The organism is Streptomyces sp. I05A-00742 (assembly GCF_013055795.1).
Taxonomy (GTDB): Bacteria; Actinomycetota; Actinomycetes; order Streptomycetales; family Streptomycetaceae; genus Streptomyces.
The window spans coordinates 1-13,155 of the sequence record NZ_JABETO010000037.1; the positions used below are offsets into that span (position 1 = coordinate 1).

10 protein-coding genes, 1 other RNA gene and 1 pseudogene are annotated in these 13,155 nt (G+C 73.0%); 2 read left to right on the plus strand and 10 right to left on the minus strand.

Annotated elements, in window-relative coordinates:
• From HN013_RS26215 to ftsE, 6 genes are all read right to left on the minus strand, one after another.
• On the minus strand, window positions 1–1,170 hold a 1,170-nt coding region (locus tag HN013_RS26215), incomplete at its 3' end, for a hypothetical protein (RefSeq protein ID WP_171170413.1).
• A gap of 218 nt (window positions 1,171–1,388) precedes the next feature.
• Window positions 1,389–1,758: a transfer-messenger RNA gene (gene ssrA, locus HN013_RS26220) on the minus strand.
• A gap of 103 nt (window positions 1,759–1,861) precedes the next feature.
• Window positions 1,862–2,371, minus strand: a complete 510-nt coding sequence (gene smpB / locus HN013_RS26225; protein ID WP_171170420.1) for an SsrA-binding protein SmpB — start codon at window positions 2,369–2,371, stop codon at window positions 1,862–1,864.
• An 18-nt stretch (window positions 2,372–2,389) separates the two neighbouring features.
• Window positions 2,390–3,532, minus strand: coding sequence for a S41 family peptidase (locus HN013_RS26230; protein WP_171170421.1), 1,143 nt, complete (start codon window positions 3,530–3,532; stop codon window positions 2,390–2,392).
• A 91-nt stretch (window positions 3,533–3,623) separates the two neighbouring features.
• Complete coding sequence (gene ftsX / locus HN013_RS26235; protein ID WP_171170423.1) at window positions 3,624–4,535, minus strand: permease-like cell division protein FtsX; 912 nt, start codon at window positions 4,533–4,535, stop codon at window positions 3,624–3,626.
• 19 nt (window positions 4,536–4,554) lie between these two features.
• Window positions 4,555–5,244, minus strand: coding sequence for a cell division ATP-binding protein FtsE (ftsE, locus tag HN013_RS26240; RefSeq protein ID WP_171170425.1), 690 nt, complete (start codon window positions 5,242–5,244; stop codon window positions 4,555–4,557).
• 297 nt (window positions 5,245–5,541) lie between these two features.
• Between ftsE and HN013_RS26245 the strand changes: the two genes are divergently transcribed.
• A complete protein-coding gene (locus HN013_RS26245; protein ID WP_171170428.1) occupies window positions 5,542–5,736 on the plus strand; it encodes a hypothetical protein in 195 nt (64 codons plus the stop codon).
• 135 nt (window positions 5,737–5,871) lie between these two features.
• Here HN013_RS26245 and HN013_RS26250 read toward each other — a convergent pair whose 3' ends face one another.
• The 4 genes from HN013_RS26250 to HN013_RS26265 form a co-directional block, all read right to left on the minus strand.
• A complete protein-coding gene (locus tag HN013_RS26250) occupies window positions 5,872–6,759 on the minus strand; it encodes a hypothetical protein (protein ID WP_171170430.1) in 888 nt (295 codons plus the stop codon).
• A gap of 231 nt (window positions 6,760–6,990) precedes the next feature.
• Complete coding sequence (gene prfB / locus HN013_RS26255; protein WP_171170432.1) at window positions 6,991–8,097, minus strand: peptide chain release factor 2; 1,107 nt, start codon at window positions 8,095–8,097, stop codon at window positions 6,991–6,993.
• A 118-nt stretch (window positions 8,098–8,215) separates the two neighbouring features.
• Window positions 8,216–9,550, minus strand: a complete 1,335-nt coding sequence (locus HN013_RS26260; protein WP_171170434.1) for a serine/threonine-protein kinase — start codon at window positions 9,548–9,550, stop codon at window positions 8,216–8,218.
• Between the two features lie 165 nt (window positions 9,551–9,715).
• Window positions 9,716–11,587 (minus strand): serine/threonine-protein kinase, encoded by a 1,872-nt coding sequence (locus HN013_RS26265; protein WP_171170436.1) that lies wholly within the window; start codon window positions 11,585–11,587, stop codon window positions 9,716–9,718.
• Window positions 11,588–12,233: 646 nt separating this feature from the next.
• Here HN013_RS26265 and HN013_RS34005 point away from each other — a divergent pair.
• Window positions 12,234–12,818: pseudogene (locus HN013_RS34005) on the plus strand (FHA domain-containing protein); the annotation flags it as partial.
• Window positions 12,819–13,155 lie beyond the last annotated feature (337 nt).

The window sequence follows — 13,155 nt, forward strand, 5'->3', positions numbered from 1 at the left end:
CGCCGCGCCCCCGCCGGCACCGGCGAGCGCGGCCACCGGGACACCGTCCCCGCCCGACCCGCCGCCCCCGCCGCCCGCCGGGGGCACGTCGGCCCGGACTGCGGCCCGCGACGCCGCGGCGGCATGGGTGACCAGCAGGTGCCCGGTCCTGCGCACCCGGCCGTGGTGGCTGACGACCGTCACCGGGTACGCGCCGGGTCCCAGCGCCCGGCGGATGCGCGCGGGGCCGTAGTAGCGGGGGCTGTCCCCGTCCCCGGCCCTGCTCTCGTCGCGGCGGAGCCGGACCGGCGTCTCGAAGGCGGGCGAGGTCGCCGTCAGCCGACCGTCCTCGCCGGGGTCGGGGGACGCGTCCCGCCACAGCACGTTGACGGTCCCGCCGGCGCCCACCCGGTGCCCGTCCGTCCGGGCCAGCTCGGGGCGGCCGGGCACCGTGAAGAACGCGGGCCCGTGCGCCCGGCCCAGGTAGTCGCCGTCACCGGGCCGGGCCGACCGCACCTCCAGCCGCGTCTCGTGGAGCGCCCGGCCCCGCGGGCCGGTGAGCGTGACCTTGTACGTCCCGTCCTTGGCGCCGAGCGGGAGCGTCACGGAGGCGCCGAACATCCGGGGGTTGTTCCAGTGGCTGCCCTTCGGGTCGTGGACCAGCCGCACGGGCGCCGCGAAGACCGGTGAACGCGCCGTGAAGGAGCCGCCCCGCTCCCCCGGGTACAGGTCGTCGTACCAGACGCCGACCCGCTCCCCCGGCCGCAACACCCCTCCCCCGTCGGTCACCTGGAACGACGGCCGCTTCTGCGGCCGCACCCGCACCAGGTCCCGGGCCACCGTCCGGCCGCCGACCCGGACGGTCAGCGGGTACGCGCCCGGCCGGGCCGTCATGGCGACCGCCGGCCGCGCGTGGTGGCCGTGCCCGGCGTCCGCCGACCGGCCGCCGTACGGCGCCAGGCGCACGGCCCGGGGGAAGACCGGCGAGTGGGCGGTCACCGCGGCGCCCGGGCGGACGCCCTGCACATCGATGTCGACCAGTTCCCCCGGCCGGTTCTCGAAGGCGCCGTTGACCAGCACGTGCACCGGCGGCACCGGGCCGTCGGCGGCCGAGGCACCGGCGCCCCCCATGAACAGCACCGCACCCGCACCGGCCACGATCGTGGCGGCCGCTCGGACGATTCCCTTCATGGCGCCACCCCCCTCTGTTCTCTGGAAGAGGGCCCGCGGGGCCCTCCGGTTGCGCGCGTTCCCGCCATCGAACCACTTGGGAACGACAAAGGCCCCACCGCCTGGGGCGGTGGGGCCTTTGCCTCACATGGGATGAGGGGGTACGGGGGTCACGCCCCCGTAAATGCGACGGGCGGGACCGTGCTCGCGCTGTCTGCGAGCACGGTCCGCCCGTCCGCCCGTGGAGATGGCGGGAATCGAACCCGCGTCCAACGGTGCGGAAACAGGGCTTCTCCGAGCGCAGTCCGCTGCGATTTTCTCGGCCCCGGAGATCACACGGACAAGTCTCCGACGGGCCCAGCCACTGTTTGGTTTCCCACCGGCCCCCGTGGCCGGGACCGGTGGTTTAGTTCCCTAGCTGATGCCAGGATCCGGGTCGGGAACAGCCCCGGGCTGACACTTCGCAAGTCGCTACTTAGGCAGCGAGGGCGAAGGAATCGCGCTTGGTGTTGGCGATTATTGGTTGCGACATATGGTTTACGAGATCATTGCCGCTTCCTCGGCTCGCTTCCCCTGCTTCGACATCCGCTGTCGAAACCGATCATCCCCATGTTGTTTTTTCAAAGTGCGACCCGCGGTGGGGTGCGCTGCCCATCGTACGTGACCGACGAGGAGCCGTGCCAGCGGATTACCCGGTGGTCCCCCGGGGGAGCTACCGGGCGGCCTGGGCGCGCTGACGCCTGCGCGCCGCGGAGATCGCGCGGTCGGACTCCCGGCGGTCCTGCTTCTCGCGCAGGGTCTGCCGCTTGTCGTACTCCTTCTTGCCCCTGGCCAGGGCGATCTCGACCTTGGCGCGGCCTTCCTTGAAGTACAGCGCCAGCGGCACGATGGTGTGCCCGGTCTCGTCCGCCTTCGACGACAGCTTGTCGATCTCGGCCCGGTGCAGCAGCAGCTTGCGCTTGCGGCGCGCGCTGTGGTTCGTCCACGTGCCCTGGGTGTACTCGGGGATGTGGACGTTGTGCAGCCACGCCTCGCCGCCGTCGATCTGCACAAAGCCGTCCACCAGCGAGGACCGGCCCTGGCGCAGCGACTTGACCTCGGTGCCGGTCAGCACCATGCCGCACTCGTACGTGGTGATGATGTGATAGTCGTGCCGCGCCTTCTTGTTCTGCGCGACAAGCTTGCGCCCGGGTTCCTTGGGCTGCTTAGGCTGCTTTCCCATAGTGCCGTCATTCTCGCACTACGCCCCCGGGCCGAGGCCACCCAATACTGAGCGGGCCCGGGGCTCGGCGTCCCCGTGCACGACGAGGTCGGGCGTGATGCCGCGGCCGTCGACGGTGCGCCCCGAGGGGGTGCGCCAGTGGCCCACGGTCAGCTCGGCGACCGAGCCGTCGGGCAGCGGCCGGGGCATCTGCACCGAGCCCTTGCCAAAGGTCCTGGAGCCGACGACGACGGCGCGGCCGCGGTCCTGGAGGGCGCCGGCCAGCAGCTCGCCGGCGCTCATGGTGCCGCCGTCGACGAGGACGACGAGCGGCCGTCTCACGTCACCGCCCGGACGGGCCTCCAGGACCCGCTGCCGGCCGTGCACGTCGTAGGTGGCGACGAGGCCGCCGTCGAGGAAGGCCGAGGCGCTGGTGACGGCCTCGGTGACCAGGCCGCCGGAGTTGCCGCGCAGGTCGAGGAGGACGCCCTCGCGGGGCCCGGTGCCCCGCACGGCGGCCCGGACCTGCCGCCCGGTGCCGCGGGTGAACGACTCCACCTTGATCCGGGTGCCGGCGGCGGACCCGTCCCGGAAGCGGTCCGCGACGACGCTCCGGGTGCGCAGCCGCTCCCGGCGGAGCGTCCGCTCCCACTCCTGCCCGCCGTCCCGCGCCAGGCCGAGGCGGACGGCCGTACCGGTCCCGGAGGTCTCGCCGCGCAGCCGGGCGACGACGTCGGTGACCGGCCGTCCGGTCACCTCCGTGCCGTCCACCGAGCGCAGCCGGTCGCCGGGGGCGATCCCGGCCCGGGCCGCGGGGCTGTCCCGTTCGACGCCCTCGACCTCCATCCGCCCGTCGGCGGCGCGCCGGACGGACAGCCCGACGCCGATGTACTCGCCGTGCAGGGCCCGCTGGAAGCCCTCGTACTCGCGGGCGCTGTACACCCCGCCCCAGCGGTCCCCGGAGCGGGTGGTGCTCGCGGACGGCCGGTCGTCGGTCTTCGCGGCGGCGGTCCGCCCGGCGGTGTGCGCGGCGCGGGCCGCCCCCGGCAGCGGGCCGCCGCGGGCGTCGGCCTCCCAGGAGCCGGTGGCCGCGCCGGTCGCCAGCACCCCGGCGAAGACCAGCGTCAGGGCCGCGCCGCGCCGGCGGCGGCGGTGCGGTACGAACATCGACGGGCCGGGCATGCGCGAGAGTCTAGGACACCGCCGGGCACCGTACGGGAAGTTGACGGCCCGGCGGCACCATGGGGCGACGCCGTGGGACCCTGCCCCGGCCCTACACCTTGAGGTACTTCCACAGCGCCGCGAAGGCCGCCAGCGCCGGCATCAGCAGACCGGTCGCCAGGACGAGCGGCAGCTTGGTCAGCACCGCGCTCCAGCCGATGAACTGGATGACGTCGATGTGGGTGGCGAGCAGGTCGTTGACCAGGAACTGCTGGCCGGAGACCAGCAGGACGCAGGCGAGCATGCCCCCCAGCAGCCCGGCGACGGCCGCCTCCATGATGAACGGCACCTGGATGTAGAAGCTGGACGCCCCGACGAGCCGCATGATCCCGGTCTCCCGGCGGCGGCTGAACGCGGAGACCCGGACCGTGTTGACGATCAGCAGCAGCGCCACGACGAGCATGAGGAACATCACGCCCAGGGCGCCCCAGTTCATGTACTTCAGGAGGTTGAAGAGACTCTTGAGGGTGTCCTTCTGGTCCTCCACGGTCTGCACGCCGGGACGCTTCTGGAACGCGCTGGAGATGACCTCGTACTTGGTGGGGTCCTTGAGCTTGACGCGGAAGGACTCCTGCATCTGGTCGGCCGTCACCACGGTGGCCAGCGGCTGGTTGCCGAACTGCTCCTTGTAGTGCTTGTAGGCCTCGTCCGTCGTCTCGAACTGGATGTTCTGGACGATCGGCATCTTCTCCAGATCGGCCTTGATCTGCTTCTTCTGCTCATCGGTGACCGCACCCTTGGCGCAGGACGGGAAGTTCGCCTTGTCGGTCTTGTTGCAGAGGTAGATCGAGACGTTGGCCTTGTCGTACCAGTAGCCCTTCATCGAGTTGACCTGTTCGTTCATCAGCAGCGAACCGCCGAACAGGGCGAGCGAGAGGGCGACCGACACGATGACCGCGAAGGTCATCGTGAGGTTGCGACGGAGACCGACGCCGATCTCCGACAGAACGAACTGGGCGCGCATGGCGTCCTTTCACTGCCTTTCAGTGCTGATAGCCGTAGACGCCGCGCGACTGGTCGCGCACGAGACGGCCCTGGTCGAGCTCGATGACGCGCTTGCGCATCTGGTCCACGATCTGCTGGTCGTGGGTGGCCATGATGACGGTCGTGCCGGTCCGGTTGATCCGGTCGAGCAGCTTCATGATGCCGACGGAGGTCTGCGGGTCGAGGTTGCCCGTCGGCTCGTCGGCGATCAGCAGCATCGGCCGGTTGACGAACGCGCGGGCGATGGCCACCCGCTGCTGCTCGCCGCCGGAGAGCTCGCCGGGCATCCGGCCCTCCTTGCCGCCGAGCCCGACCAGCTCCAGGACCTGCGGGACGGCCTTGCGGATCTCGCCGCGCGGCTTGCCGATGACCTCCAGGGCGAAGGCCACGTTCTCGGCGACCGTCTTGCTCGGCAGCAGCCGGAAATCCTGGAAGACCGTGCCCAACTGGCGGCGCATCTGGGGCACTTTCCAGTTGGAGAGCCGGGCGAGGTCCTTGCCCAGCACATGCACCTGGCCGTGGCTGGCCCGCTCCTCGCGCAGCAGCAGTCTGAGGAAGGTGGACTTGCCCGAGCCCGAGGAACCGACCAGGAAGACGAACTCGCCCTTCTCGATCTCCAGCGAGACGTCGCGGAGCGCCGGGCGGTTCTGCTTCGGGTAGGACTTGGAGACGTTGTCGAATCGAATCACGAGTGCACCACGTGCGACCTGGAGAGCGGCACGGAACGCCACGGCCGTGGCGCCCGTCGGTGAGCGTGACCATACGCGAACGACCCGTGTACGCGCAGTCGGCATCCTGTGTCGACGCGTTTGTCGCCGGCGGCCGGGCGGACAAAATCAGGACAATCGGGCCACGGGGGCAACCCCGGGTACCGTTCGGGGCCGGTCCGGGACACCGGCCGCGCCGAAGGGCGGGAAAGCTGGCACAGTGGTAGGGGGAACCGCACGGCTCTCTCTCGCGTTGGACGTACCGGAGGAGGAATTCGCATGACATGCGACCGACTGGTGTGCGCCAACTGTGCAGCTCCGGTCAGCGAGGGACGGTGCCCGGTGTGCCGGGCGAGCCGGGAGCGGCTCCAGCAGCAGGAGGGCGCCTTCGCCGGGCTGACCCCGGCGACGCTCGTCGCGCTGCTGGTGGCGCTGATCGCGGTGGCCGTCGTCGCCCGCAGCTTCGCCGCGTGAGCGCACGGTCACGGGTGGATTCCGGTCCGGTGGTCCGGACGGACGGGGAACAGACGTGGAGGCCCGGGGTGCGATGGCGCCCCGGGCCTCTTCACGTACGGGTGTGACGCGCGGCGGTCACCCGTTCACCGAGGGTCAGGCGACGGTGTTGCGGTTGATCGCCCGCGGCAGCAGCCGGAAGCCGATACCTCCCGCGATCATCGTCGCGGCGCCGGCCACCAGGAACCCGGTCTGACCCGCACCGGTCTGCGCCAGCTCCTCCTTCGGCTTGGCCTGCTGCACGGGCTTGACGGCCGCGCCGTCCGCGCCGGTGTTGCAGTTGCCGCTGCCGGTGTCCACCGGGCACGCCTTGTCACCGTCGGTGCCGCCGCTGCCGGTCGAGGGCGGCGTGGTCGACCCGGGGGTCGTGGGCGTGGTGGGCGGCTTCGGATCCGTGGTCGGCGGCTTGGGGTCCGTGGTCGGAGGCTTCGGATCCGTCGTGGGCGGCTTCGGATCCGTGGTCGGCGGCTTGGGGTCCGTGGTCGGAGGCTTCGGATCCGTCGTGGGCGGCTTCGGGTCCGTCGTCGGCGGCTTCGGATCCGTGGTCGGCGGCTTGGGGTCCGTCGTGGGCGGCTTCGGATCCGTCGTCGGCGGCTTGGGGTCCGTGGTCGGCGGCTTCGGGTCCGTCGTCGGCGGCTTCGGATCCGTGGTCGGCGGCTTGGGGTCCGTGGTCCGGGGCTTCGGGTCCGTCGTCGGAGGCTTCGGATCGGTCGTGGGCGGCTTCGGATCCGTGGTCGGCGGCTTCGGATCCGTCGTAGGCGGCTGCGGGTCCGTCGTCGGCTGCGGAATGGTGGTCGGCGGCGGAGTGTTCGGACCGCCCGGGTCGTCAGGGACGGCCACGGACTTCGTCGTCTTCGACAGTCCGCCCAGCGGGACGTCCACACCGGCGGCCGACGCCGCACCCGCGGCGGTCAGCGAAGCACCGGCGGCGATCACCGCACCCGCGGTGATGCGCGCCACGCGCAGCCGCGTTCTTTTCGTCATATGCCTGCTACCCCCAGTAGCTGGTCGTCAGTGGAGCAGCTATGCACAGGGACGTGGCACCCGGGGACCGGCGTACAACAGCCGTGGCCTTGACGGCCGGATCACGCCCCCCACCACACGCACCCCAGTGATACGCATGCCGCTCGTCACCCTTGCGAGTTTTCGGGGCAGCGTCAAGGCGGATCCGGGCCGTATGCCCGAATCCGCCGTGGTTGGTCCCACTTCTTCTTGTTACTTCTCCTGCTGCTTGCGCCAGCGGATGCCGGCCTCCAGGAAGCCGTCGATGTCACCGTCGAGGACGGACTGCGGGTTGCCGACCTCGAACTCCGTCCGCAGGTCCTTGACCATCTGGTAGGGGTGCAGGACGTACGAACGCATCTGGTTGCCCCAGGAGTTGCCGCCGTCGCCCTTGAGGGCGTCCATCTTGGCCTGCTCCTCCTGGCGGCGCCGCTCCAGCAGCTTGGCCTGGAGGACGTTCATCGCGGTCGCCTTGTTCTGGATCTGCGAGCGCTCGTTCTGGCAGGAGACGACGATGCCGGTCGGGATGTGCGTCAGGCGCACCGCCGAGTCGGTGGTGTTGACGCCCTGGCCGCCGGGGCCGGAGGAGCGGTAGACGTCGACGCGGAGGTCGGACTCGTCGATCTCGACGTGGTCGGTCTGCTCGACGACGGGCAGCACCTCGACGCCCGCGAAGGACGTCTGGCGGCGGCCCTGGTTGTCGAAGGGCGAGATGCGCACCAGCCGGTGCGTGCCCTGCTCGACGGAGAGGGTGCCGTAGGCGTAGGGCGCCTGGACGGCGAAGGTGGTGGACTTGATGCCCGCCTCTTCGGCGTACGAGGTCTCGTAGATCTCGGTCTTGTAGCCGTGGCGCTCGGCCCAGCGCAGATACATCCGCTGGAGCCGCTCGGCGAAGTCGGAGGCGTCCACGCCGCCGGCCTCGGCCCGGATGTTGACGAGCGCCTCACGGGCGTCGTACTCGCCGGAGAGGAGGGTGCGGACCTCCATCTCGTCCAGCGCCTTGCGCACGGAGTCGAGCTCGGCCTGCGCCTCGGCGAGGGCGTCGGCGTCGTCCTCGGTCTCGGCGAGCTCGAAGAGCACCCCGAGGTCGTCGATGCGGCCGCGCAGCGTCTCGGTCTTGCGCAGTTCGGCCTGGAGGTGCGACAGCTGGCTGGTGATCTTCTGCGCCGCCTCCGGGTCGTCCCACAGCGACGGGGCCGCCGCCTGCTCCTCGAGCACGGCGATGTCGGCCCTCATCCTGTCGAGGTCCAGAACGGCCTCGATCGACCCCATGGTGGAGGAGAGGGACTTGAGCTCTTCGGATACATCAACGACTGCCACGCAACCAGCCTAACCGGTGCGCGGGGCGGCGGGGGACGCTGTGACGGGACCGGGGGTGTCCTCCGGGGAGACCCCTACGGGAGCCCACCCCGCGGTCTACGGGAGCCGGCCCCGCGGTCTACGGGAGCTGGCCCTGCGGCGCGTCCGTCCGGTGCACGCCCGGCTTCGCGTCGCCCGAGTCGTGATCGGCCGTGGCCAGCCAGCCGCCCACGCCCGCCGCCGCTGCCAGGGCCACCGCCGCCGCGCCCAGCTTGATCCGGCGCCGCCGCAGGGCCTCGGCCGGGGTGCGGTGCCGGGCGGATCCGGCCCGGGGTTCGCCCACCGCGCGGGGGGCGCGGGCCGTGCCGTGCGCCCCGCCGGCCAGTTCCTCGGGGCCGGGCACCCGCATGCTGGTGTGGGTGTCCCGGGTGGAGTCGAAGGCGGGGGTCGGCACCAGCGGGACCGCGCCCCGGCGGCGCGTCCCGGGCGCCGTGCCGGACGGCGCGCCCGACGCGTCGTACGCCGCCCCGGGCGCCCCCGCGTCCTCGGCGGACGGCTCGCCGGGCCCGTCGTGCTCGTCACCCGGCTCGTCGATGTCGAGCGGCGGCAGTCCGGCCAGGCCGGGCAGCAGCTCGCGCAGCCGGGAGGCCAGCTCGGAGGCGCGCAGCCGGGAGGCGGGGGCCTTGGCCAGGCACTGGACGACCAGCTGCCACAGCTCGTCGGGGATGCCGGGCAGCGGTGCCACCGTCTCGGTGACGTGCCGCCGCAGGACGGCCCCGGGGTGGCCGCCGCCGAACGGCGTGAAGCCGGCGAGCAGCTCGTAGAGGACGGTGGCCAGCGCGTACACGTCGACGGACGCGCGCGGCGGCAGCCCTTCGATGATCTCGGGCGCGAGGTAGTCGGGCGTGCCGATGACGCTGCGCTGTCCCGCCGCGCGGCCGCCGCCGGTCCCGGGCTGCCGGTCCCGGGCGGGGCGCGGGGCGTCGACGAGGCGGGCGATGCCGAAGTCCGTCAGCAGCGCGGGGTGGGCGCCGCCGGGGCCGAGCGGGCCCTGCATGTCGAGGAGGACGTTCTCCGGTTTGACGTCGCGGTGGACGATCCCCGCCTTGTGCGCGGCGGCCAGGGCGTCGGCGACGTCCGCGACGACGGCGACGGCCGCCTCGGGGGCCAGCCGGCGCTCGTGGTCGAGCCGGGTGCGCAGGTCCGTGCCCCGGACCAGGTCCATGACCAGGGCGAGGTCGGCGCCGTCCACGACGAGGTCGCGGACGCCGACCACATGCGGGTGGTCGAGGCCGAGGAGGGCCGCGCGCTCCTGGACGAACCGGCCGACGAGCTCCTGGTCGGACGCGAGGTCCTCGCGCAGGAGCTTGATGGCGACCGGGCCCTCGGGCCCTTCGCCGAGCCACACCGTTCCGGCGCTGCCCCGGCCGAGGACCTGGTGGGCGGTGTACCGGCTGCCGATCTTCCGTGCCAAGACTGTTCCCCGACTCCTCCGACATCCGACAGGCCGTCACCGGACAACCTACGCGGCTGAGGGGATGCTAGGGGCATCGGCCGGTTCCGGTCCTCACTTCCGCGGCACAAGCCACCCTACGGGTGGCCGGGCGGCCGCCGTTCCCGGCTGTCCCCCGTCAGCCCGTCAGTTCTTGGACGCCAGGCCGGAGACCCAGTCCTTCGCCTTGGTGACCCAGTCCCAGGCGGCGTCCCAGAAGTTCCTGCCGTCGGAGACCCAGTCCTTGAGCGGGGTGAACTCCCACACGGCCCAGGAGCCGATGACCAGGATGACGATCACCAGCAGACAGCCCTTGAGGCAGCCGAGGCCGGGGATGCGCATGGGGTTGGCGCTGCGCTGCCGGGGCTGACGGGGCTCGCGGCGGGGCGCGGGCTCCGGTGCCTGCGGCTGCTGTGGCTGCTGCGGCTGCGGGGGTGCCGCCTGCTGCTGGCGCGGCTCGGGGCGACGGCGGCCGGACCGCTGGGGCGCGTACTGCTGCTGGGGCGGCTGCTGCGGTGGGTACTGCTGCTGCGGCTGCTGGTAAGGCTGCGGCTGCTGCCCCTGGGGAGCGCCGTACTGCTGGGGCTGCTGGGGGTAGCCCTGCTGTGGATACGGCTGCTGCTGCGGGTAGCCCTGCTGCTGCTGTTGGGGGTACTGCTGCTGCGAGGCCTGACGCCGCGTGGGGCGCCTGCGCAGCGGGTCCTCGCTCGGGTCCAGGTACTGGACCTGGGTCTGGTCGTTCCGGTCGCGGGCCGCGCGCAGCTGCGTCTGCCACGGGTGCGGGCCGTCGGCCTGCGGCGGCTCGTCGGGGCCGACGGGCGGCATCGCGCGCGTCGGGTCCGCCCCGCCGTAGCCGCCGGGGCCGGTGGGCATGACCCGGGTCCCGTCCGGGCCGGGGGCGGAGCCGGTGGGCATGACCTGCGTCGGGCCCGCGTCGGGGCCGGGCGGGGTGCTGGGCAGCAGGCTGGTCGCCGCGTTCGGGTCGTAGGCGCCCGCTCCGTGTCCTGCCGACGGGTTCACGGTGGGGGGCAGGACCTGGGTGGGGTCCGCGTCACCGAAACCGGCGCCGGTCTGGCCCGCCAGGCCCGTACCGGGCACCGGGGCGGGCTCCGGGTCGGGGGCGAGCAGGGCGGCGACGCCGAGCGCCGCCTCGGCCTGGGCGGGGGTGGCGTGCACGCCGACGCCGGCCGCGACCACGCGCAGGGCGCGGGCCAGGTTCTCGGCGCTCGGCCGCTCCTCGGGGCGCTTGCGCAGGCAGCGCTCGATGACCGTCCACAGGGGTTCGGGGACGGTGGTGGGGCGGCGCGGTTCGGCGCTGAGGTGCTGGTGCAGCACCTCCAGGGCGGTCGCCCCGGCGAACGGCGGACGGCCGGTGACCAGCTCGTACAGCAGGATTCCGGCGCCGTAGATATCGACGGCGGAGGTCTGCGGGCGGCCCTCGGCGGACTCCGGCGCGACGTACGCGGGCGTGCCGACGAACTCGTGGGTGCGGGTCAGGCCGGGCGAGTCCGCGAGGCGCGCGATACCGAAGTCCGTCAGCATCGGGTGCATCCGGCCGTCCTCGTCCTTCAGGAGGACGTTGGCGGGCTTGAGGTCGCGGTGCACGATGCCGTCGGCGTGGCTGGCCGCCAGCGCGTCGGCGATCTGGGCGGTCAGCAGGGCCGCCGCGACCGGGGTGAACGGGCCGTTCTCCCGCAGGTAGCGGTGCAGGTCCGGGCCGTCGACCAGGTCCATCACCAGGGCCAGCAGATCGCCCTCGACGACGAGGTCACGGGTACGGACGATGTTCGGGTGGGTGAGCCGCAGCAGGACGGAGCGCTCACGCAGGAAGCGCATCACGACGTCCGCGTCGTTGGCCAGCTCCTCCTTGAGCACCTTGATGGCGACGGTCTCGCCGGGCTGCCCGGCCACGGCCGCCTCGGCACCCGCCGCCTCCCGCTGGCTTGCCCGCCAGACGGTGCCCGTCGCTCCGCGTCCGAGCGGCTCTTCGAGCAGGTATTTGCTGCCTACCGGCCGCACGTCATGCGCTCCCTGGTCGTGTGATCCGGACCCGTGGTCCGCGGTCGTGGGGCGGGCCGGGTGGCGGACCGCCTCATGTCGCTTCTCGCTTCTTCTCGCCGGTCCTCCTGGGCTCCCGGTCTCCCGGGCCCGGCCCTCCGGCCCACTGTAGTGCCGTCCCACGCACCGTCGTCGTGACGAATCCGTGGGGCACAGGGGAAAGACGCGTGTTCCGGACCGTTGGTTGCCACGGGGTGCTGCGGGGATTCCGGAGTACCCGGAGTTCGGGGCCGGGGCCGGGGCGGGCGGCGGGGGCCTGGGCGGGACGATCACCATGGATAAATAAACGGACAAAAAGGCCCGAACAGCGGTTACCCACCGGAAGGAATCGCGGAGAAATCCCCGGAGGCCCGATCGCTCCTCGTGCACGATCGATCGTTTTCCCCACCACAGTGTGCGGGCGGCCGGACTTCCAAGATCACGAAACGGCTGTCGCCGGGCGCGCTGTCGGTGGCAGGTGCGAGGATGCTCGCAGCACGGTGCGGTGGGGGCGGAGCCGAGGCCCCGCGCTCCGTGGTGACCTGTACGTGCCGAAGTGCCCGTGCGGCCGGTGGGGGACGTCCTGCCCCTGTCGCGCACCAGGGGCAGGAAGGGACTGTGGACGTCGATGCAGATCCGGCTGACCGTCCTCGGGCCACCGCTCGGCGGCCACGCCGCGCACGCCTGCGACGTTCTGGTGACCGCTCCGGTGGGCACCGCCCTCGCCGGTGTGACGAGCGGGCTGGCCGCCGCCCTGGCCGCGGCCGGCTCCGACCTCGGTACCGGGGCCGTCGTCGTCTACGCGGGCACCGAGCGGCTGGACGCCCAGCGCTGTGCGCTGGGCGAACCCCCATTGATCGACGGCGCCGTGCTCTCGCTCGGCGCCCCGGCCGATCCCGACCAGCACTCCGCCGCGCCCCTGGCACGCCTGGCGGAGACGACCGCCCGGCTGCACGTGGTCTCCGGCCCCGACGCGGGCGGGGTCCACCTGCTGCACGGCGGCGAGGTCCGCGTCGGCCGCTCCTCCGCCGCCGACATCCCGGTGGACGACCCCGACGTCTCCCGCCTCCACTGCGCGGTCACCCTCGGCGACGACGGCCGCGTGACCCTCCACGACCTCGGTTCCACCAACGGCACCACCCTGGACGCCACACCGGTCGACGGTCGGCCGGTGCCGTTCCGCCCCGGCTCGCTGCTGCGCGCGGGGGAATCGACGCTCGAACTGCACGGGCCCGACGGGGCCGGAGCCCGGCCGGACGCGGGAGGTCCGCCGGACATCGCCGACGCCGACGCGGCGCACGGCCGTCAAGAGCCCGGCTCCTCCCTCCTCCCCACCTCGCCCGACGGCGAGGGACACCTTCGGGTGACGCCCCGGGCACACCGGCCCGGCACCCCGTCCACCGCGCGGGCGAACATTCCGGGCCCGCAGGGGGCGGGCTCCGGGGCCTCACGGGACGCGCTGCCCGCCGGACCGGAGGCCGACGCCCCCGGGCGTTCCGACGCCGCCCGACAGGCAGGGGCTGTCGCGGCCGAACCGCGTCGGGCTCCCG